Genomic DNA, 20,552 nt, shown 5'->3' with positions numbered 1-20,552 from the left:
TTTGGGTTGACGGCATGCAAAAAGAAGCCCTAAGAGCAGAGAATCTCTACTCTCGGACTTCTTTACATAAGAAGGCGAGTGTGCGGTTCTCTCTCAATGCACTTACGAGGTTAGCTGTCGGATTCGGACTTGAGAGCGTCCTACCTAATGCTTGCGAGCATCAGGATTCACCCCATGAAGCCAAGTATTGCTTGAACGGCTTCGATTGGTTCCCCCGTTTCCCCTACTGGGAATTAAGTGGTTTCTTTTCACATAGAATCAACTTGTCGTAATGAATCTTACGCCGTTCTTTATCGATTGTAAAACGTAGATTCGCCTTTAATTATTGCTTATTTGACTTTGGTAGTCGATGAAAGCGCATACATATAGGAGTGTCGTTGATTATCCCATACTTTGCTACTTATTAATGCTCTTTAGGAGATGAAGCTCTATAGACCTAGGAAACCTACGTGCTGTAGAGCCGCCGATACTCCTGTGGTGTCATTCCGGTATGCTCTCGGAAGCGCGCAATAAAGTAGCTGCTCTGGGAAAATCCGACATGCTCAGCCACTTGCTTAATCGTCCATTCGGTAGACATGAGCAGTTGTTTAGCTACAACCAGACGACATTCGAACAGCCACTCGACCGGAGTCCGCCCCATCACTTCGTGAAACATTCGACTAAAGTAAAAGGTACTGAAACCTGCCTGCTCGGCCATCTGCAGGAGAGTTAGCGGTTTCGTGCAGTGCGTACGAATATATTCCGCGACCTCTCTCATCCGTGCACGCTTATCCAGAATAGTTACTGTTCCATGCGTCTCTGCACGTAAGGCAAGCTCAGCAAGCAGTTCATAGAGCTTCACGGCCAATTGTACCTCATTCCGATCATATGGGGATGCCAGCTCCAATAAATCTCCTGTCAATTGTTTGAGCTTGGGTACATCCCAATATGTAAACAGCCATACTGCTGAAGTTCCTTGATCATTCAACAGCCTGTCGAGTCCCTCACCTGCAAGGTGTACCCAAAATACTTGCCACGGATCGTTTGGATCGGTTCGATACTCCTGTTCAAGGCCCGATCCGTAATAAAAGCCTTGTCCTGCTTCCAGGGAGAATTCCTTCCCATTCGCTTTGACGTAGCCTTTACCGCTTAACACAATATGCAAATTGGCTTGTTGCAGCTGCCCCTTAAACCGCCACTCCTGATGCTCAGGGAAATCCGCATATTGACCAATCATATCCGGATAAACCGTATAGTGTTTGTACATGGGCTCCGGTAATACATAATGAATTTTCATGTGTCCTCCAAAACGCAAAAATCTGATATACGTCGCAAAATGATGTTATATACATAATATTATAAAGAAATATAATGAGTACATAAAGGATTTTAAATAACAAAAAATTACTACATCTATAGAAATGGGGATGTTATGACTCATGGAAAAGACCATTCCGGGAGAGAAGTTTGATTTAGGCGTATGCTACTACCCTGAGCAGTGGCCAGAGGCTATGTGGGCTGACGATTATAGGAGAATGCGAGAAATCGGCTTTACCATCGTACGGATGGGAGAGTTTGCATGGAATTTCTTTGAACCAGAGGAAGGGGTATTTGCCTTTGATCTGTTCGACCGTGCGATAAGTCTTGCTCACGAGCATGGACTACAGGTCATTCTCGGTACTCCCACAGCAACACCGCCTGCTTGGATGACCTACAAATACCCCGAAATTCTGAATGCTAACTTTGATGGTGTGCAGTATCAGCACGGGATGAGACGTCACTACAATTACAGCAGCCCTATTTACCGCGAATACTGTGCGAAAATTACTGAGGCTATGGCGCGGCATTATGCCAACAATCCAGGGGTCGTAGGCTGGCAGATTGACAACGAGCTTAACTGTGAGATAAATGTCTTCTATGCCGAGGCAGATCATGCAGCGTTTAGGAAGTGGGTACAGGAGAAATACGGTACCTTAGAGGCATTAAATGAGACTTGGGGGACCGTCTTCTGGAACCAGAGTTACTCGGACTGGGAACAAGTCCATTTAACTCGCCCTGCGCCTTCCAAGTCCGTTAACCCTCATCAAGCGCTGGATGAAAAGCGATTTATCTCGGACAACGTCATTTCCTTTGCCCGTTTGCAGGTAGACATCTTGCGTGAGCTTGCGCCCACTCAGTGGATCACAACCAACGGCATGTTTGGTCATCTGGATAGCCATGCCATGACGGATGAACTGCTTGATTTCTTTTCTTTCGACTCGTATCCGAACTTCTCAACCATTTGGAACGATGCTGATCGCGAGCAACCACTCATGGACCGCAGCAATTCCAACCAACTCACCAAGGTACGCTCGATCTCCCCCACTTTCTGCATTATGGAGCAGCAGTCAGGCCCTGGCGGTTGGGTGAACACGATGGGGCAATCTGCACCCAAACCAGGTCAAATGCGATTATGGACCTATCAATCGGTTGCTCATGGGGCGGATATGGTGTTGTTTTTCAGATGGCGGACGGCAACCTTCGGTACCGAGATTTATTGGCATGGGATCAACGATTATCATAACCGTCCTAACCGCAGGGTCGCCGAAGCCGCAACAATTAGCCGGGAATTGGGTAAAATCGGGGAAGTTATCGCTGGCTCTCGTTTCGCTGCGGAGGTGGCTATCCTGCACGATTATGACAATGAGTGGGATGGGGAGCTTGACCACTATCATGGTCCACTAACAAGAGAGAGTGAATATAGCTGGGGGAAAGCCCTGCAATTCAGTCATATCCCATACGATTATTTGTATGTGCAAAATAAGACTACCCTAGATGACCTAGCTCGTTACAAAGTGCTCGTCTACCCTCATCCAGCTATTATGTCGGAGGAAACGGCCGAGCTGCTTAAGCAGTACGTAGCAGCAGGAGGCAAGCTGCTCTTTGGTGCTCGCTCCGGTTATAAAGATCAACGCGGACATTGCCGAATTACGCCATTCCCTGGTCTCGTTGCGGAACTGTGCGGCGTGACGGTGGAAGACTTTACACTCATCGTGAACGAAGCAGCGACACCGAACATCCGCTGGATCGATGGCGGGGACGACGCCAGTACACCTGCACGTCTGTTCAACGACATTCTCCATCCAGAGAACGAGAGCGTACAGACACTAGCCTTGTTTGACGGCGACTATTATGCAGGCAAACCGGCGCTTACTCGCAACCCTTATGGCAGCGGTGAAGCCTATTATTTCGGGGCCGCGTTCAGCCGCGAAGTAGCGGATGCCTTGATCCGCCGCCTGGGGCTGCATCCTGCAACTGCAGGTTGGGCGGAGCTGCCGTCTGAGGTGGAGGTTGCCATCCGCGTGAAACAGGATCGCCGGTTTGCCTTTATCCTGAACTACACCGGCAAACCAGTCAAAGCCCATCTGCTGAAGGAGCTGGGAGACTTGTTGGAGGGTGAACGGGTTGGTGCAGGGGAGCTGGAGATCGCTCCTTATGGTGTGAAGGTTTTCGAACTATGAGAAAAGGTGCTCAGATAGCAGAATCCACAGTCGATTGTGTGCTTGGCGGTTCGGCTCGTACTGTCCTTAGGTTGCGAACGCAAGGTGATTGCCGATTCGTGTTTAGATGTATAAACTACAGCTAATTTGCTCGAATCTGACGTATTTTCGTGATTAGATGGAAAAAGTACAATTAATTTATATGAAATTTGAAGAATCGAGCAAATCGAAGGAATTTAACTACAGGAAATACAGCTAATCCTTCGAATTCGAGAAATCCACTTCAAATAGATGGAGAAAATCCAGTTAGATTGCGGGAAGCAGGTTTATTACTCATCGGTCACTACCGGAAAAAAAGATGCTGTTTCAAAAAGTCTAAATCGACTTTGAACTGCACCCAATTGTTAGTTGTGTCTAACAATTGGGGTGCAGTTCACTTTTGAGACAGCCTCTTTTATCGATAATAGGACAACACCCAGCACATGCCGTTTCGATCAGTAACGATAGCAAGTAATCCGTTGAACGGCGCTTCATACATATCCACGTTAATAGCCCCACCTGTGGCAAGCTCTTCGTAGATCGTTCGGAACGCTTCCTCTCTCTCGATCGTCACGAACACTCTCACATAATCGCCTTTCATGACTGGCTTTGCCGCCAGTGTATCCGCAAACTTAAGGATTGCCCCCTCGACATGCAGGTCCGCGTTAAGCACTTCTTCACCTTGCTTGCGCAAAATCGTAACCTCGCCACCAAAAATACGCTGATAGTACTTGATTTCATCCTTGCAATTTTCCACCACAATAAAAGGAATAGCTTTCATCATGTACATCCCCTTTTCATAGTTACTTAGTCGTTTCCGATCAACCCTGCGTCTGCTACTAATCAGTCAAATTGTGAAGCACGATTTTCAGGAGATTTATCATCTTGTCATACTCCTCATCGTTCATACCTTTCCTGGTTTTGTTTTTGACACGAGCCAGTGCTTCCTGTACCTTGGGTACCACATCACGTCCCGCTTCCGTCAAATATAACAACTGATAGCGGTTGTCGGAGGTATCGACTTCTCTCCGTACATAACCTTCTGCTTCTAGTTTGGAAATGGCTTTAGCGGTTGTTGTCTTATCAATGAGCAACTTTTCGCTCAGTGCTTTCTGCGTAATGGGCTGCCCAAACGCGATTGCCATTAGAAAGATGTATTGCCCGCTTCCGATGCGGTATGGTGCCAACTCGGCTGAGATCGCTATCTGCATATGGCGGTAAATGGCCGAGATGTATTGTCCATGTGATTCTGTGGGTATGCCATCGTCATTGTGACTCCATTGTTGATTCAGTTTATTTCCCCCCTTCCAAATAGGATGCTATTGCAACTAATTTCATCATATGCTAAATAGGATGCTATTGCAACTAATAATTTAAAACCCTAGGATACTTTCCCTCGGGCTTTCTCTTTGTCTTGAACTTATCGATTTACGGAGATGCATCTTTTATGGTCACCTAGGTAGTTAAATATGTTAATTCTAGTTACTCCGCTTCAACTCTTGGTTTTGTTGGATCGCATTTCGGCACAGTAACAGACGCTCCGCTTTGCGAGAGCTTTAATAAATAATAACATTCTTCCCGGTACATATGATCGGGTACAAGCGGGTTTAATCGACTAAGCAACTCTGCACTTAAATCTATGGTTTCAAGCTCCAGTAAGAACGCCATAAATATGGACATCTCTAAATTCACATCGCTATGAAATTTGGACAATGCTGGGAAGGTTGTTCTCATTGTTCGTGTATATCCGGATAATTCAATCGCTTTTAAATAAAACGCATTGAAATGTTGCTCGAACTGTTCACTCTTTTTTATTAATCGTTTTTCAACGGCATCTAACTCCATGGCAATGGAAGTCGCATGTCCGCTAGCATCTGGCAGCCAGAGTAAGTCGTGGTGAAGGGGAGCATACCTGGGTACAGGCTTTCCCTCTAAAAGTGAAACAAGAATTTTCAAATATTCTTCAAGCTCATTGACCATATGATTAATAAAGGTTGGTACAAGCCCCATTTTAATTTTCCCCACTAACATCCGATCTAACAAGCTTAGTTTGAACTTCCGTAGGTTCACGGTTAATTCATAAGACCGCTTATTCAAATCATTGATTCTTGAAGAGGCATCAGGTTGTCTTGCCACATGCAAGAGCTGGTCGAATAAATTGATAAATTCATTGGCCGTTTCAATTTGTTGTACCTCTTTCGGTGGTAAGGCATTAAAGATAAACCTAGCGTGGTCTCCCAATATTTGCAGCCAAAAACGATGTTCGAACAATGCTTGTTGGATCATAACAAACACACCTCCTTATTCCTACTCCAACGGTATGTGTGTTTGTTAACTTTATGATTGATTCAATGTCAATTAAATAACGAATGGGATTTCATTGCTGGTATAGGAGTTGGGGTTATTCTTCGTTATTCTTCCGTACTTAAATTCTCTATTTTCAAATTAGGCACACTGGCATAAAATGGGGGCAACCGTCTCATACTAACGAAGATGGAGGTGATTACGTTGCCCAAAAATGACGCAGATCCAAAGTACGACCGTGAAGATAACCGAGCAGATAAAAAGAACAATCAGCAAAATAATGCCAGTTTCCTCGAAGAAGAGCAAACGTTAACGAGCAGCAATGCCGCTGATACCGTCCCAAGTTTAAATGGCATTCCCAAAAATAAGGTTTAGTTTCTGCTGGCTGCTCTCCTCTTCATGACTGATGAGAAGGGCAGCCTTTTAAGTGAAAAATAGAACAAGCGAGGCTATTATGAATCCCATTAATCAAATGCGTTTATTTGTTGCTGTGCCCATCCCGTCAGAAATAAAGCTTGCGGTTAATGACTGGATGGATGAAATCAAACCACAACTACCGTTTCGCAAATGGGTCCATCATGAAGATCTGCATATTACGCTGCAGTTTCTCGGGGATACATTGTCAGACCGTGTCTCTCTCATTACACATACGCTACAGGAAATATCGTCCCTCTCTAATCCTCTCCGGCTGCGTGTGGAATCCCTCGGCTTATTTGGTCGGCCGATTCACCCATCTGTGCTGTGGGCCGGTGTCGGCGGCGACCTAACAGGACTTCATAGCTTACAGCAACAGGTAGCTCGCGCACTTAGACCACTTGGCTTCATCCCTGAAGAGCGGGCCTTTCACCCACATTTGACGCTTGCACGCAATTATACGGGTACGACACCTTTTGACCGTCATATGTTGAGTGATTTTCCTATTCCCTCTTCTCACCAAGATGACCTCCTAGCATGGAAGTCCCAAGAAATCACTCTTTATCGGAGCCACTTGAACAAGCGCCCCATGTATGAAACCATTTCATGTAACCAACATGCTACCCTTTAATCGCTCCTGAGGGGCAAAGATGCGAAAGTGCAATTATTTACAGTGAACACAGCTTCAAATAGTTAAATACGTGCGAAAAAGCATCCTTTTAGGCCGATTAGGTGCCAAAAGGGTACATGCAGGCAGAAAAAGTTGCTTTTTCGCAAGCATTTCAAATCGAGAGGTTCATCCGATAGAAAAGGTTGCACATTTGCACTTTTGGATTATAGACAGCACAAATCCCCCAAGAATCTAGCTTGGGGGATCGTTAGTGAGCACGCCGACATTACGGATGATTACGTTTGGCTTCTACGCCTAGAGCAAGTGATCCTCTCAAGCCTGAATTCGTTCCTAATCCAGGAGGCACAATGTAGCTATGAATATTCTCCAATAAAGATTCAGTATGAATGTAACCATTCAAGATCTTCTGAACGTGCGTATGAATCAATGGAAATAAATGCGCTTGCTGCATCACGCCGCCACCCAAAATAATCTTCTTCGGTGACATCATTAATATCGTGGAGCTAATGGACTGTGCCAAGTAGTAGGCCTCTAAATCCCAAGCGGGATGGTCTACGGGCAACTCACTGCCTTTCACTCCCCAGCGCTGTTCGATGGCAGGACCCGCGGCCATTCCCTCTAAGCAATCACCATGATAGGGGCATGTCCCCTTGAAGCTATCACCTTGATGGGGTCTGATCATCACATGACCACCTTCAGGATGAACCAAGCCATGAACCAAGCGGCCCTCCATATACACGCCTACGCCGATTCCAGTTCCGACCGTATAGTAGACACAACTATCAAGACCTTGTGCAGCTCCCMATTTTGCTTCACCGAAGGCAGCGGCGTTCACATCCGTGTCCCAACCGTAAGGGACATTGAAGGATTCTCTCAATTTCCCTAATACATCATAGTTGGCCCATCCTGGCTTAGGCGTCGTTGTGATATAGCCATACAAGGGGCTGCTTGGATCGACATTTATGGGTCCAAATGATCCGATACCAATAGCTGTCACATTTTTATCTGCAAAATAGTCAATCACCTTCTGCATTGTCTGCTCCGGATGTTCCGTTGGAAAACTAACCCTATCCTCAATGATACCTTCTTCATTTCCGATACCACAAACGAACTTGGTACCCCCTGCTTCGATAGCTCCATAACGCACGATGTCATTCCTCCTACAATGTTGTTATGAAGTCGATTCTACCACATCGTATTCAAGGTTGGAATGCTCACTCTAGTCCTTCACCTTCATCAAATCCAAGCATTATGTTCATATTTTGAATAGCTGCTCCCGAGGCGCCTTTTCCTAGATTATCAAATCTAGTAGTAAGCAGTACTTCATCGTTATGACCGAAAACAAAGATGTCCAGATAATTCGTATGATTGCATTGCGTAAGATTAAAGAATCCGTCTTCCAGATACGCCTCAGATTCGTATGGCATCACGCGTATAAACCGCTCATCTTGATAATACGCAGCGAGCAGTTCTTGAATATCTCTTGCTGATACCTGCTTAGTAAACAGGCTAGGGAATAAAGGAATTGTAACCGCATCACCCTGATAATAATTTCCGACGATTGGCGTAAACAGTGGCGCTGTGTGTAAGCCCGTATATCTTTGCATCTCTGGAAGATGCTTATGGTTCAGGTTTAATCCATATGGTCTTGGTGCGAATAGCTCATCTCGATTGGTATTCTTATATTCCGATATAAGCTTCTTACCTCCGCCGCTATATCCGGTGAGCGAATAACAAGACGTACGGTACTCCTTCGGTATAATGCCTTCAGCCACCAGAGGTTGTATAGCCAAAATAAACCCAGTCGCATGGCATCCTGGGACGGATACCCTCGACGAATTCCGGATGTTTTCTCTTTGATTTTTATGTAATTCCGGTAATCCATATGTCCACTCATCGTTAGTCCTGAACGCCGTACTTGCATCAATGATTTTGGTCGTATGGTTCGTTACCATCGATACGGAATCTCTTGAAGCATCATCCGGAAGACACAAGAATACGAGGTCCGCCTCATTGATTAATGCTTTACGGGTTTCGTAATCTTTTCGCTGATCCGAGGCAATCTCGATGACTTCGATGTCAGAAATCTTAGATAAGTAATCATGTATTTTCAATCCAGTTGTACCTTCTTGACCATCAACAAATATCTTATATGTCACTTTTACACCCCTCGCGCATTTTATTATGTATAATAATACACTTTAATGTATATATATTCAATTCTTGAACAACTGCAACCTATTCCTATCACCCCCCGTCTGAGAGATTGTCAACAAGATTGGCGCTACTTTTCAAATATCKGAAGGAGATTTATCAGATGAAGAAAAAACTAACTGTCATATTAAGTTTGGTTGGGATACTTGGCACAACAGCTGCAGTCGGAGCTGAGGGTTTCGTAGAAAAGGTTACAGGCTACTTGCAGAAGGATGTAAAAATTGTTGTTAACGGACAAGACAGCAAGCTAACGCCTGTCTATATTGATGGCAAAGCGTACCTTCCCGTACGTGACGCTGCAACTCAGCTTGGCTATACGGTAAATTACGATGAAGCAAACAAAGAGATCGAGCTTGACGAAGCGGAAGAAGCTGCCCTGATGCCTGCAACCGGTGTGATCGTAAGCGTACAGACGAAGGAAGACGGTAATACACGCATCGAGCTGCTCGGCAGCACTTGGGTTATTTTAACCGTAGACAAATCGACTACAATCAAGAGCTTAGACGGTAAAACGCTAACTGCAGCCGATCTTAAAGCCGGCACTCAAATCGATGCCGAGTTCGGACCCGCAATGGCGATGAGCTATCCGGGCCAAGCACATGCTGTAAACATTAACGTTCACGCAGATCGTTTGGTTAAAGAAGATACAATCAAAGAAGTGAAACATACCGATGATGGTTGGCAAGTTCAATTAGATAATTTGGTACTTAATGGCGGTAAAGAAACTCGCGTCATGACGTCTCAAGGTGAGTCCGTGAAATGGGAGGACCTGAAAGCTGGCACGAAAGTAAAAGCCTACTACGGTCCAATTGAAACGAGAAGCCTGCCTCCACAAAGCCCTCTGTTCCTTCTCGTTGTTCAGCAATCGCCTATAATTGGCACGCCGAAAATGTCCCCAGAGGCAGCGCAGGAATACCGCAACTTAGCATGGGCACAAGTGAAAGAGCAAACGTCTCATATTACAACGAAACAAGACGAAGCAGCTGTTCAAATCATTTCCTCTAACGAAGTTGGCGTATTGCCTTCCACCGACGAGCAGAAGAAATTGCTAACAGACGTGCAAGCTGCACACGGCAATGTCGTGACGGTTACTTACAAAACAGACCAAGATGAGCTGCTTGGACCGTTAACTGCTGTGTTCGATTTCAACACAAAAGCTTTTATCGGCTTCAACATTAGAAAATAAAAAAAATCACAAAAAGCCATGAAATTCAAATTGAATTTCATGGCTTTTCTATTTTGGGGTGCAAAGGTGCAACTACCTTAAACCGCATCTTTATATTTGAAAAACATTAATTTTGGATTTCAACAGATCAGCCTGACATCGCAACATTTCCGAAGATGAAGATAGTTCTTGCATAACAGCCATTTGTTCTTGTACGGACATGGACACATGTTTCGTCTCCTTTGAAATTTGAGTTGCAATCACCGCCACTTCGTTCGTTTTGACTAAGGCACTTCCAATCTTCTGAATCTGATCTGTTACACAACCTACAATATTCTCAACCGTTTGTGCGGTTTCCAAGACGGCCTTGTTAATTTGATTCAGTGCCTTCTTTCCTTCCTCCCCCTTGCCAACTTCACGGCTTGCGAGTTGTTCTTGAGCGGTTATTTTCTCTACTACTCCCGCTACATCCAATTCAATCCGTGTGGTCAACTGATCGATATCCTTCACCGCCCTGGCGCTTTGTTCAGCCAGTTTGCGAATTTCTCCAGCTACGACCATGAAGCCTGCACCATGCTCCCCTGCCCTTGCTGCTTCAATGGAAGCATTTAAGGCAAGCAAGTGCGTTTGCTCTGCAATATCGCCAACAACTCGGGTAATATGACCGATTTCCTTCGCGTTATCGTGTAACTGCCTGACAACACCAATGGACTCCAGATTGGAATTAGCTAAGTTCAGCAGGCCTTGTACGAGTGAACGCACGATAACCTCGCTCTCCTTAATCGTTTTCAACGTTTCTCGCGAAATGGTCTGCGAATCTCCTGCTTTGGCGCCGATATCATCCGCAGCTTGTTTAATCTGCACGACCGCAGTTAACGTTCCTTGCGTAGATGCTGCTTGCTCTGATGCACCATTCGATATCATTTCTACAGCGCCGGCTGTGAGTTCAATCTGTAGGGCTGCCTGTTCCATACCACTCCGCAATACGCCAGCATGACTGTCTGTAAACGAAACACTAGCCGATATATCCGTAATCATTTGCCGCAAATTCCCAATCATTTTCTCAAAAGATCCACTAAGTAAGCGTATTTCGTCATCCGAATGGTAAAATGGAATTTCCACTTGCAAGTTTCCTGTAGCCGCTTCGTTTGCGGCATCCGTCAATCGGAGAAGTGGTTTTGTAAACCAGGTGGCACCAAACCATCCCAATAAACCTGTCCAGAAAATGCCGAGCAGCATAATGATAGAGAGATATAGCCAATCTGCCATACTTGGCGCAATAATGTCTTTTACATAGAAAATAAATAGCGCACTGCAGCCATATGTGACGATAGAAACAATAACAATACCAACTACAATTTTTTTGACTAAACTCAACTTCATGAATGAGCACCTTCGTTTCGACATAATGTAATCCGTGCATGCGTCTCATTTCTAATGAATCTATTATTCAACTTTATGATCTCTGGACAATGACTCGTCATCGCTTTCATAGCCCACTATCTTCTCTTTAACCATCGTAACTGTGCCCGCTTTGTTCTTAAGAATCGTTTTGACTTCACCTATTTTGCAATCCCCACAGACCCAACTGTTGCCTATCTTTCTTGACCCATTCGTCTTCCCACATTGTTCGCATGTGATCATTTATCCTCAACTCCTCATCCTATATCTAAAATGTACTCCTATTTCAACATGTTCTCTGTGACAAATGTCACAGGGTCACTACGTACCTTTACCAAAAACAAAAAAAGGACATGTCTCCTTTACAAACAAGGAGACACATCCTTTTATATCTTCATAGGAACTATCAACGTCACGGTAGTCCCTTCTCCCACGACTGAGTCAATGGTGACTTTGCCGCCAATACTTTTTGCTCGCTCTTCCATACTAAACAGGCCTACACCTTTGACACTGCTGTTTCTAGCAAATCCTATACCACTGTCAGCTATTCGAACAACGACAAAGCCATCCGTCTCTTTAACGACAACACTTGCCTCTGATACTCCCGCATACTTGGCAATATTCGTAAGCGCTTCTTGTATGACACGATAGATGGTGGTTTCCTCAAGGGCTCCAAGACGTCTATGCAAATGGCTATTCAGCTCTACCCGTATGCCATGGTGGTCCGTGAAATTCTCAATATACGTACGAATAGCAGGTATAACGCCTAGATCGTCCAGAACGGAAGGACGGATTTGCCAAGCCAGACTTCGCACCTCTTCGATGATCCCGGTTACATTTTGCCTAAGTCGCGTTAGTTCCGTCTGATCCGTCTCACCTTCGCCGATAAGTCGATCCATCTGGATCAACAAGGAGAATAAGCTTTGTCCAATTCCATCATGCAGCTCACGGGAAAACTTTCTTCGTTCTTCCTCTTGAATTTGCATCACCTGTGACATCATCAACTGAAGCTCTTCTTCCACCCGTTTAAGTTGCGTGACTTCATTTCGAATCGCTAGATATTGATGGATGTGGCCCTGGTTACCGACAAAGGGCACGATCGTTGTGTCTACCCAATAATAGCTGCCGTCTTTGGCTTTATTTTTTATCTCGCCACGCCATACTTGCCCCGAGGAAATCGTTCGCCATAAGTCGGTCATGAAGTCTTTCCCATGATAACCGGAATTAATAATCCGATGGTCTAAACCGAGAAGCTCACCTCGCGCATACTTGGAAATTTCGCAAAATTTATCATTCACATATTGAATTTTTCCTTTATGGTCCGTAACCGCTACAATGGAAGATTCATCGAGAGCAAATTTAACATTGGATAATTGTTCAAGCGACTGCCTCAAATCCTGTTGAAACAACGAGTCCGTGATATGTTCATCAAGACGATTTAATAATTCCGTTACATTTTCGCCGATGACTTCCGGGTATTCCCGGTTCAAATCCTTACTCAAAGTTCAACAGTCCTTTCTTCGCCGCATATTTCACTAACTCCGGTCTTGTCTTCAGGCCTAGCTTCTCCATGACGTTGCTTTTATGAGATTCCACAGTTTTCACACTGATCACCAATTGTTCCGCGATTTCTTTATTGGAGAATCCTTTGGCGATTAAAGCCAGAACTTCCCGTTCACGTTCCGAAAGTGACCCGAATGTGTCGACATTCTCGCCTTGCTTCAACCGTTCGATATATTCATTCATAAGCCGCTTCGTCGCGGTTGGATATAGATAGGCATTTCCTTCCGCTACAGAGCGAATCGCTGTCAATAACTCATCGTGCGGTGCACTTTTCAAAATGTATCCGGATGCGCCAACGTGAATGGCTCTAAATAAATATTCATCATCGTCATGCATCGTTAATATCAGAATAGCTAAATCAGGCATTAGTCGCCGCAGCTCCGCCGTCGCAGTTAGCCCATCCATGCCAGCTGGCATATTCAGGTCCATTAAGACCACATCCGGCTTTAGCAGCCCCGCAGCATGAATCCCCTCTTCGCCGTCAGCAGCCTCCCCGATGACTTCCATATTATGCTTGCCATGGAGCAGCATCATTAAGCCAGATCTCACTACGGCATGATCATCCACTACAAGAATTTTCAGCGTACTCTCCCCCCCTTGTAGTCCCATCATAACAAAATAAATGAATCCCCGTAAGGGCTGCTTCGGGCTGCTGTAAGTCGATTTTTTCGACTTACAGCGGGCGCTTCGGCCGCCTTGGGCGGCTGTAAGTCGATTTTTTCGACTTACGGGGGCGCTTCGGCCGCCTTGGGCGGCTGTAAGTCGATTTTTTCGACTTACGCGGGCGCTACGGCCGCCTCGGGCGGCTGTAAGTCGATTTTTTCGACTTACGGGAGCGCTTCGGCCGCCTCGGGCGGCTGTAAGTCGATTTTTTCGACTTACGGGGGCGCTTCGGCCGCCTTGGGCAGCTGTAAGTCGATTTTTTCTACTTACGCGGGCGCTACGGCCGCCTTGGGCGGCTGTAAGTCGATTTCGTCGACTTACACATTGGCCTCAACCGCGGAGAGATACGACGTCAATGTGTCGAGGATATCTTGGACCGCTAGCAACTCGCCGTGTTCAAATCTGGTTTGCTCTCGTTTGCCGATGAAAAGCAAGCCCTTGATCTGTGAGCTAGCGTTAGGCACGAGTGGAAATACCGCCGCCGCCTGCAAGTGCTCTGCAAGCATGAGCGGACAATGGAGTCTTTCTTGCTGACGATTAGGATGTGTTCCATCCAGCTTCACCCATCTGCCTAAACGCAGGGCAGTGCCAGCTAATCCTTGACCTTTTTTGATCACCATTTGTTGATACCGGTCATTACTGTTGCCGATGACATATTGCCAGCGATTGCGTCCGGTATGCTCTTGAAGAGGCGCAATTGCCACGAAATCGCATGACGTCAAGCTACGCAATCGTTCTAATTCTGTTAACAAAGTTGTATCGTCTATTGCCATTCGGGCCCCTCCGTTTCGACGCAGCCGTGCAGAATCTCTTTACTTATCATTGTAGATGTTTGCATCCATCTTGTAAGTCAGGGAAAACCCTGATTTCCACATCAGGAAATCAGGTGATTTTACTGCTCGATTCCCTTATTAAATCCTCAGGGGATTAGGGATTCTTACTGTGATTTTCCTCACAGAAGATGGGGATTATTGTCCTCAAAGATCAGGTGAACCCCCGATAACCAATATCATCCAAAGACGTTATGATAAAGATAATAAGAATCGTCGAGGAGTTGGTTCCCATGGTTAAAGCAAATACAGGTATAATGAATTTCTTTTCTGAGGAAAATTTTGATAGACTGCAAAGCATTATGTATCGAAAGCACGCTGCAAAAGGAGAATTCTTATTCAGAGAAGGCGATCTCGCAGATCGCTTATATTACGTCATCCATGGCGGCGTGCGGATCACCAAACTATCCGAAATGGGTAAAAGCTTCATACTATATCTTCATCAAACAGGTGATTTATTCGGTCAGATTGATCCCTTTCAGAACTCTTTGCAGAGCTTTAGTGCCGAAGTAACAGAGGATTGTGAATTCGGTGTCATTCAGCGTAAAGATCTCGAGGTCCTGCTATGGCAGCACGGAGACCTCGCTATTGAATTTATGAAATGGATGGGGCTTATGCACCGTATGACAGAAACTAAATTTCGCGATTTAATGATGTATGGTAAGTCCGGTGCGCTCTGTTCATTATTAATACGGTTAAGTAATTCCTATGGTGTACCCCAAGGTGAACATATCCACATTAACTATAAGATTAACAATTCCGAAATGGCTGATATGATTGGGGCTACACGGGAAAGCGTCAATCGCATGTTAAGCGATATGAAGAAGGAAGATGCTGTAGAATTTGATCATGGGCAAATTGTCATTAAGAATGTGACCTACCTCCGAGAAGTTTGCCACTGCGAAAACTGCCMGGTAGAAATATGCCGCATGTAAGCCCTAATCACGTTGTGAACCTTGGATTTAATCCTTACCAAGTAATAAATCCTTTCGAACCCGGGGCTGAGTTCATAATCATATCCATCAGCGGGATCGTGTAAGCAAACAAGATTAAAAGAATTGATACCGTGATCCATATCCGCCAACGATCCAAATAGGCTGGTGTTGCCTCGGCTGATTCCATCGCTTCAGCAATCGGATACTCCGTCTCCCCTTTTGGGGCACACAGCAAGGCAATGACATTATAAATCATAAGCAGGACACCGATAAATAACACCGTTCCACCGATTGCCATGAAGACATAATATGGCATCCAGCCCGCTGCTGCTGCACTTCCTTCATAGTCTGTGAAAGCAGTCCGCCTTGGTGCGCCGAACAATCCGACTAGATGCATAGCACCTGACATGAAGAACATGCCCACGCACCAGATGATCGTTTGAATGATCCCTAATGTATGCATGCGGGGCGTTAACACACGCCCAGTAACAGCTGGAAGTAACCAATACGTAATCCCGAAGAACGTGAGTGCCACACTCGTCGCCACTGTCAGATGAAAATGCCCAGTTACCCATAAGGTGTTATGCACAACGGCATTCATTTGATTACTTGCATTAATCAGTCCGCCTGCACCAGCAGGTATGAAAATGAGCATCCCCATAAAAGGTGCGAAGAATCGCACATCCTTCCAAGGCAGCTTTTTCACCCAGCCAAATAACCCTTTTGCCCCAAGCGCACGACCATTCAGTTCAATGGTTGCAAATAAGGAGAATGCCGTCATCAGCGATGGAACGACCACCATAAAGGTCAGGATGACCTGCAAGTATTTCCAAAAAGAGCTAATGCCTGGCTCCATTAATTGATGGTGAAAGCCTACCGGAATCGAGAATAATAATAAGAGAATAAAGGAAAGTCGGGCGAGCGCATCGCTGTAAATTTTGCCGCCAATGATTTTGGGAATAATCACATACCAACACATATACGCCGGCATGAGCCAGAAATACACCAACGGATGGCCGAAGTACCAGAACAACGTGCGGCTGAGCATGACATTAATCGTTTCCACCCAACCGAAAGACCAGGGGATTAGCTGAATCAACACCTCTGCCGCAACCCCGATGGTTGCGATTTGCCACATCAGAAAGGTCACAACAGACATAAAAGCGAAAAGCGGTGACAGCTTGCCTTCATGCGTCCTTTTCCAATATTTATATTGATAGAAAATCCCCCAACCACTAATCCAGCTCCCTATTACAAGCAAGGCTAATCCGATATAAAAGTAGGGCGATGCCTTCATTGGCGCATAGAAGGTGTATAGAACGCTTGCCTTCCCCGCTAATACCATCGCAACACCAAGCGCGGTCCCCGCAGTCATGAGGGCAAATCCAACCCACCCCATGCGATGAACCACTGGAAGCAGTTTGCCGCCAAGGGTATAGGAAACACCGGAATAAATAAAGCCGATAATAAAATACGTTGTAAACACGATGGCCATCAACACTCCGTGAGCTGTCAGCAGCTCGTAATAGCCGATATTATATGGTAATTGGATCGTCCCGCTTTTCACCATTGTCTGCAGAAGTCCTGCAATGCCGCCGATGAGCAGCGCGATGAATGCCATAAGGACATGGGCGACAACCAATTTGCCATCCTTGAGATCAAATTTAGGAGTCAACTTCTGGGTAGGTTCACTTCTCATGCGGTCTTCCACCTTTCTTGGCATCTAGGCTACTTAACAATAATCGTTGTTTTCATATACTCGTGTGCACCGCCGCAATATTCATTGCACAGGATCAGGTATTCACCTGGCTTCGTAAACGTGTGACTGACATGACTAACTTCACCCGGAATAATCATCATATTTACGTTCGTACCCGGAATAGCAAAGCCATGAACCACATCTTGACTTGTCACGACAAAGTTAATGGTTGCGCCCAAGGGGACCTCCATCTTGTCTGGTGCATAACCAAACGTAAATGCAGTCATGACCGCCTCATAGGCATTGTTGCCAATTGGATGAAGTCCTGGCTTATCGAAAGGCGCGGTTTCCGACACTTTCGCAGGATCAATCTGATGATGATGCGCACTTGGCGGCTTAGCCCCCATAGCAAATGCGGAAACCCCAAGGACACCTAGAAAGACAAACAACATGACGATCCCAATGGTTAACCAGACTTTTTCGAGTTTATGAATATGCATGTTCTAATCCCCTTTACTGTCTAGATATAAAAAGAAGAAATACCGCGACCCAACTGATCACTAAGAAGAGTCCTACTAGCAACACTGAGGCAAATGTACCCAGCAAGGAAGGCTCTGGTTTGTGCTCTGTTCGCTCAGATACTTGTGCTTGTTTGTAATGACTTTTCATACTAAATACCCCCTACTATGTAAACGTCTTGCACTTATTGTAAGAGTATAACCCTGCGTTTACAGTGACTTTAATCACGATCGCCAATCAGAATCATGAACGATTCGTTACTTCCACTGCGTATCCATGTGCTTCATGAGCTGGTAATCCTCCAAGGTCTTGATCTGAGAAACGAACCTCAAGTCAACGCCATTCTCATGCAAAAACTGATCCCCCAGCTCACTCCAAAAAATATGGTTCAGCAGTGCGGAAACCGAGGTTTGCCCTTGTTGTAGGAGATGTCCGATGTGAGACGCGCAAGCTCGATCATAAATACCGTGCAGGGGATGTACCCTACCTGCCACCAAGGGGACAACGGATTCAAATCCATCCCGTTTTCTTTGCAATAACAATTGAGCAGCTGAGTTGGATATGAAGGGCATATCGCACCCGACGACCCAGACGGAAGCATGTTTAGCTAGGGATAATGCGGCATGCAAGCCTCCAAGCGACCCATGTCCCCTGAAAAAGTCCGTAATAATCCGGACCGAACGATCTACTTTGTTTAAATAAGGCTGAGGATCATTCGTTACAACAATCAACTCATCGCATATTTCCCTCATACAATCTAGCTGCCGGACTATGAGCGGCTTTCCCTCAAATGGCAGCAACGCCTTCAGTTCTCCGTTCATTCGACGGTTTGCTCCACCAGCTAAAATAACTCCTGAAAGCATACCCATCACTTCTCCTTTTTCTACATCATGTACCAGTCACTTTAGTCCAAAAAAGATCATCTGTAAGTGAAAAATGTCACACTCCAAAAAACAAAAAAAACCTATTCCCCTCTCGACGGAGAAAGGAATAGGTTGATCAATTATTTAGCATGGATGCAGAACTCATCTGAGTTTCGTTTTTAAATGACATAGCTCTAATAGCTTATCAAACCATCTGTGCAGGTAAGGAAGAATCATATGATCCACACCAAATTTCCCAGCATTCGCCCCAGCTGCAAAAATAATGAACCCGAGGAGAACTAACCATGGATTCGAGCTAACTGTACCAGCAAACATATACATGAAGTTCATCAGTAAGCCGAAGAAAATCGCTGCCGTCGTCAACGCACCGAGCAGTAACCCCACACCAACTAAGAGTTCACCCCAAGGAACTAGAACATTAAACCACCMTACATGCGGAAGTGCGACATTTTTCAAAAAAGCCACATAATTCGCATATACCAGATCCGTCGTACCACTTTCGAGAACAGGTTTAGCAATTGCTCCTTTCAGATAACCGGCAGCGTCGAAAGCTTTGTCACCTGTGATTTTGTGCCATCCAGCGGTCATCCATTCCCAACCGACATACAAACGAATGATTGTCAAAAGTATTGCAGCGTAATGATTTTCTCTTACCCATTTCATCATTTCAACCATCTCCTTCGTCCTTATGATTTCATTATAGGTCGAAGGAGAGTCCGTGTATGTGAGATAAGTCACTCTGATTTTATTTTTCTTGACTACCTGATACCTCGATAGGTTCGATGTGAATATGCACATACGATATGTTATGAAGTTCATGAATGCGATTTTCAATATGCTCGGTAATGTCATGGCTTTCGCTTACGTTAAGCTCATGATCTACACCAATGGTTACATCGACCAGTTTTTTGTTTCCGTGGATACGGGCTTTGATATCAATGACCTTCTCCACCCCGGGGACGTCACGAATGGTTTGTTTAATGGTTTGAAGTTCAGCATCATCGAACCCATCCGTAAGCGCATGAGTAGAATCTCGGAAAATATCCCACGCTGTTTTACAAATTATGACCCCAACTAGCAACGCTGTTAATGTGTCAAGCCAAGGTAGACCAAATTGAGCACCAACAATACCAATAAAAGCACCTACACTGACAAACGCATCCGATCGATTATCTTGTGCTGCTGCCATCATGGCATTGCTGTTGATCCTCCTTGCAAGTCGAATATTGTATACATATACAGCGTACATAACAATCGCACAAAAAACAGCCGTCCATGCGGCAACCATATCGGGAGACTCGATATTTGGAGACCGAAACTTAATAAATGCTTGGTAGAGAACCTGAATGCCTACCGCAAACATAATGAAAGAGGCGATTAAAGCGGCTACCGTTTCAGCTCGATAATGACCGTATCTGTGGTCTTTATCAGGTGGTTTTCGTGATATTCTTAGCCCGACTAGAACAGCAATTGAAGCGACAATGTCTGTAGCGTTATTTAATCCATCCGCGGACAGCGCGTCGGAATTGGTTAAGTACCCTATGGTTAACTTTAAAGCCGATAAGCATATATACGTAATAATACTTAACCAGGCACCTTTTTCACCTTGCTTGATGTCATCATACAAATTTTCTATCGTTCCCACCCCACGATCCATGTCGAAGACAATCATACTCGACGCAACACGTGTGGGTCTAGAGAAACAGTGTTGTCCACTCCCTTCATTTTAGGATCGAATCAACTAATTTGCATAAGGTGAAAAGTATAGTACTTCAAAATCGGTGACCGGAGGATTATTAGAGGCGATATCGCATAGATGCCATCCTTATACGA

At 45.3% G+C, this 20,552-nt stretch carries 22 protein-coding genes and 1 riboswitch; of the genes, 5 read left to right on the top strand and 17 right to left on the bottom strand.

The window, feature by feature from the left end; translation table 11 throughout:
* Positions 1-83: 83 nt before the first annotated feature.
* A riboswitch (cyclic di-AMP (ydaO/yuaA leader) is annotated at positions 84-250 on the bottom strand.
* 195 nt (positions 251-445) lie between these two features.
* A complete protein-coding gene (locus AB4114_RS06905) occupies positions 446-1,276 on the bottom strand; it encodes an AraC family transcriptional regulator (RefSeq protein ID WP_441987764.1) in 831 nt (276 codons plus the stop codon).
* A 142-nt stretch (positions 1,277-1,418) separates the two neighbouring features.
* On the opposite strand from AB4114_RS06905, the gene AB4114_RS06900 reads away from it, so the two are divergent.
* Complete coding sequence (locus AB4114_RS06900; protein ID WP_441987763.1) at positions 1,419-3,479, top strand: beta-galactosidase; 2,061 nt, start codon at positions 1,419-1,421, stop codon at positions 3,477-3,479.
* 433 nt (positions 3,480-3,912) lie between these two features.
* On the opposite strand, the gene AB4114_RS06895 is transcribed toward AB4114_RS06900, so the two are convergent.
* The 3 genes from AB4114_RS06895 to AB4114_RS06885 form a co-directional block, all read right to left on the bottom strand.
* Positions 3,913-4,281 carry a VOC family protein gene (locus tag AB4114_RS06895; RefSeq protein WP_441987762.1) on the bottom strand — a complete coding sequence of 123 codons (369 nt, stop codon included), beginning with the start codon at positions 4,279-4,281 and terminating at the stop codon, positions 3,913-3,915.
* Positions 4,282-4,336: 55 nt separating this feature from the next.
* A complete protein-coding gene (locus tag AB4114_RS06890) occupies positions 4,337-4,708 on the bottom strand; it encodes a MarR family winged helix-turn-helix transcriptional regulator (RefSeq protein ID WP_441987761.1) in 372 nt (123 codons plus the stop codon).
* Between the two features lie 271 nt (positions 4,709-4,979).
* Positions 4,980-5,783, bottom strand: a complete 804-nt coding sequence (locus AB4114_RS06885) for a DUF2935 domain-containing protein (protein WP_441987760.1) — start codon at positions 5,781-5,783, stop codon at positions 4,980-4,982.
* 222 nt (positions 5,784-6,005) lie between these two features.
* Here AB4114_RS06885 and AB4114_RS06880 point away from each other — a divergent pair, with 222 nt between their 5' ends.
* Together AB4114_RS06880 and thpR are read left to right on the top strand one after the other, a co-directional pair.
* Positions 6,006-6,176 carry a hypothetical protein gene (locus tag AB4114_RS06880; RefSeq protein WP_441987759.1) on the top strand — a complete coding sequence of 57 codons (171 nt, stop codon included), beginning with the start codon at positions 6,006-6,008 and terminating at the stop codon, positions 6,174-6,176.
* Between the two features lie 52 nt (positions 6,177-6,228).
* Positions 6,229-6,846 carry an RNA 2',3'-cyclic phosphodiesterase gene (thpR, locus tag AB4114_RS06875; protein ID WP_441987758.1) on the top strand — a complete coding sequence of 206 codons (618 nt, stop codon included), beginning with the start codon at positions 6,229-6,231 and terminating at the stop codon, positions 6,844-6,846.
* A 265-nt stretch (positions 6,847-7,111) separates the two neighbouring features.
* On the opposite strand, the gene AB4114_RS06870 is transcribed toward thpR, so the two are convergent.
* Together AB4114_RS06870 and argC are read right to left on the bottom strand one after the other, a co-directional pair.
* On the bottom strand, positions 7,112-7,993 hold the full coding sequence (locus AB4114_RS06870) for an ROK family protein (protein WP_441987757.1): 882 nt from the start codon (positions 7,991-7,993) through the stop codon (positions 7,112-7,114).
* A 67-nt stretch (positions 7,994-8,060) separates the two neighbouring features.
* Entirely contained in the window at positions 8,061-9,005 is a 945-nt protein-coding gene (gene argC / locus AB4114_RS06865) for an N-acetyl-gamma-glutamyl-phosphate reductase (RefSeq protein ID WP_441987756.1), read from the bottom strand.
* Positions 9,006-9,163: 158 nt separating this feature from the next.
* On the opposite strand from argC, the gene AB4114_RS06860 reads away from it, so the two are divergent.
* Positions 9,164-10,246, top strand: coding sequence for a stalk domain-containing protein (locus AB4114_RS06860; RefSeq protein ID WP_441987755.1), 1,083 nt, complete (start codon positions 9,164-9,166; stop codon positions 10,244-10,246).
* 90 nt (positions 10,247-10,336) lie between these two features.
* Here the strand turns inward: AB4114_RS06860 and AB4114_RS06855 are convergent, their stop codons facing one another.
* The 5 genes from AB4114_RS06855 to AB4114_RS06835 form a co-directional block, all read right to left on the bottom strand.
* A complete protein-coding gene (locus AB4114_RS06855; RefSeq protein ID WP_441987754.1) occupies positions 10,337-11,608 on the bottom strand; it encodes a methyl-accepting chemotaxis protein in 1,272 nt (423 codons plus the stop codon).
* 63 nt (positions 11,609-11,671) lie between these two features.
* Positions 11,672-11,869 (bottom strand): hypothetical protein, encoded by a 198-nt coding sequence (locus AB4114_RS06850; protein WP_441987753.1) that lies wholly within the window; start codon positions 11,867-11,869, stop codon positions 11,672-11,674.
* A gap of 143 nt (positions 11,870-12,012) precedes the next feature.
* Positions 12,013-13,128, bottom strand: coding sequence for a PAS domain-containing sensor histidine kinase (locus AB4114_RS06845; protein WP_441987752.1), 1,116 nt, complete (start codon positions 13,126-13,128; stop codon positions 12,013-12,015).
* Positions 13,121-13,801, bottom strand: a complete 681-nt coding sequence (locus tag AB4114_RS06840; protein WP_441987751.1) for a response regulator — start codon at positions 13,799-13,801, stop codon at positions 13,121-13,123. The genes AB4114_RS06845 and AB4114_RS06840 overlap by 8 nt, the downstream gene beginning before the upstream one ends.
* A gap of 368 nt (positions 13,802-14,169) precedes the next feature.
* On the bottom strand, positions 14,170-14,625 hold the full coding sequence (locus AB4114_RS06835) for a GAF domain-containing protein (protein ID WP_441987750.1): 456 nt from the start codon (positions 14,623-14,625) through the stop codon (positions 14,170-14,172).
* A gap of 290 nt (positions 14,626-14,915) precedes the next feature.
* Between AB4114_RS06835 and AB4114_RS06830 the strand changes: the two genes are divergently transcribed.
* Positions 14,916-15,617 (top strand): Crp/Fnr family transcriptional regulator, encoded by a 702-nt coding sequence (locus AB4114_RS06830; protein WP_441987749.1) that lies wholly within the window; start codon positions 14,916-14,918, stop codon positions 15,615-15,617.
* A gap of 34 nt (positions 15,618-15,651) precedes the next feature.
* Here AB4114_RS06830 and AB4114_RS06825 read toward each other — a convergent pair whose 3' ends face one another.
* The 6 genes from AB4114_RS06825 to AB4114_RS06800 all read right to left on the bottom strand — a co-directional run bounded on the left by AB4114_RS06825 (position 15,652) and on the right by AB4114_RS06800 (position 20,355).
* Complete coding sequence (locus AB4114_RS06825; RefSeq protein ID WP_441987748.1) at positions 15,652-17,316, bottom strand: cbb3-type cytochrome c oxidase subunit I; 1,665 nt, start codon at positions 17,314-17,316, stop codon at positions 15,652-15,654.
* A gap of 29 nt (positions 17,317-17,345) precedes the next feature.
* Positions 17,346-17,816: a cytochrome c oxidase subunit II gene (locus AB4114_RS06820; RefSeq protein ID WP_441987747.1), complete on the bottom strand. Its 471-nt coding sequence runs from the start codon at positions 17,814-17,816 to the stop codon at positions 17,346-17,348.
* 13 nt (positions 17,817-17,829) lie between these two features.
* The gene (locus tag AB4114_RS06815) at positions 17,830-17,985 is read right to left on the bottom strand and encodes a cytochrome c oxidase subunit 2A (RefSeq protein ID WP_441987746.1); all 156 of its coding nucleotides are present in this window, start codon (positions 17,983-17,985) and stop codon (positions 17,830-17,832) included.
* Positions 17,986-18,092: 107 nt separating this feature from the next.
* Positions 18,093-18,698 (bottom strand): molybdenum cofactor guanylyltransferase, encoded by a 606-nt coding sequence (mobA, locus tag AB4114_RS06810; RefSeq protein ID WP_441987745.1) that lies wholly within the window; start codon positions 18,696-18,698, stop codon positions 18,093-18,095.
* A 162-nt stretch (positions 18,699-18,860) separates the two neighbouring features.
* Entirely contained in the window at positions 18,861-19,385 is a 525-nt protein-coding gene (locus AB4114_RS06805; protein WP_441987744.1) for a DoxX family membrane protein, read from the bottom strand.
* Between the two features lie 79 nt (positions 19,386-19,464).
* Complete coding sequence (locus AB4114_RS06800; RefSeq protein ID WP_441987847.1) at positions 19,465-20,355, bottom strand: cation diffusion facilitator family transporter; 891 nt, start codon at positions 20,353-20,355, stop codon at positions 19,465-19,467.
* Positions 20,356-20,552 lie beyond the last annotated feature (197 nt).

Origin of the sequence: Paenibacillus sp. 2RAB27 (genome assembly GCF_052115445.1) — a bacterium.
Lineage (GTDB): Bacteria > Bacillota > Bacilli > Paenibacillales > NBRC-103111 > Paenibacillus_E.
The sequence above is the reverse complement of the archived record's forward strand: the minus strand, read 5'-3'. Positions and strand labels throughout refer to the sequence as shown.

Coding starts and splice junctions, on each gene's coding strand:
- AB4114_RS06905 (WP_441987764.1), bottom strand. CDS start 1,276: ATGAAAATTCATTATGTATTACCGGAGCCCATGTACAAACACTATACG.
- AB4114_RS06900 (WP_441987763.1), top strand. CDS start 1,419: ATGGAAAAGACCATTCCGGGAGAGAAGTTTGATTTAGGCGTATGCTAC.
- AB4114_RS06895 (WP_441987762.1), bottom strand. CDS start 4,281: ATGATGAAAGCTATTCCTTTTATTGTGGTGGAAAATTGCAAGGATGAA.
- AB4114_RS06890 (WP_441987761.1), bottom strand. CDS start 4,708: ATGCAGATAGCGATCTCAGCCGAGTTGGCACCATACCGCATCGGAAGC.
- AB4114_RS06885 (WP_441987760.1), bottom strand. CDS start 5,783: ATGATCCAACAAGCATTGTTCGAACATCGTTTTTGGCTGCAAATATTG.
- AB4114_RS06860 (WP_441987755.1), top strand. CDS start 9,164: ATGAAGAAAAAACTAACTGTCATATTAAGTTTGGTTGGGATACTTGGC.
- AB4114_RS06855 (WP_441987754.1), bottom strand. CDS start 11,608: ATGAAGTTGAGTTTAGTCAAAAAAATTGTAGTTGGTATTGTTATTGTT.
- AB4114_RS06850 (WP_441987753.1), bottom strand. CDS start 11,869: ATGATCACATGCGAACAATGTGGGAAGACGAATGGGTCAAGAAAGATA.
- AB4114_RS06840 (WP_441987751.1), bottom strand. CDS start 13,801: ATGATGGGACTACAAGGGGGGGAGAGTACGCTGAAAATTCTTGTAGTG.
- AB4114_RS06835 (WP_441987750.1), bottom strand. CDS start 14,625: ATGGCAATAGACGATACAACTTTGTTAACAGAATTAGAACGATTGCGT.
- AB4114_RS06825 (WP_441987748.1), bottom strand. CDS start 17,316: ATGAGAAGTGAACCTACCCAGAAGTTGACTCCTAAATTTGATCTCAAG.
- AB4114_RS06820 (WP_441987747.1), bottom strand. CDS start 17,816: ATGCATATTCATAAACTCGAAAAAGTCTGGTTAACCATTGGGATCGTC.
- AB4114_RS06815 (WP_441987746.1), bottom strand. CDS start 17,985: ATGAAAAGTCATTACAAACAAGCACAAGTATCTGAGCGAACAGAGCAC.
- mobA (WP_441987745.1), bottom strand. CDS start 18,698: ATGCTTTCAGGAGTTATTTTAGCTGGTGGAGCAAACCGTCGAATGAAC.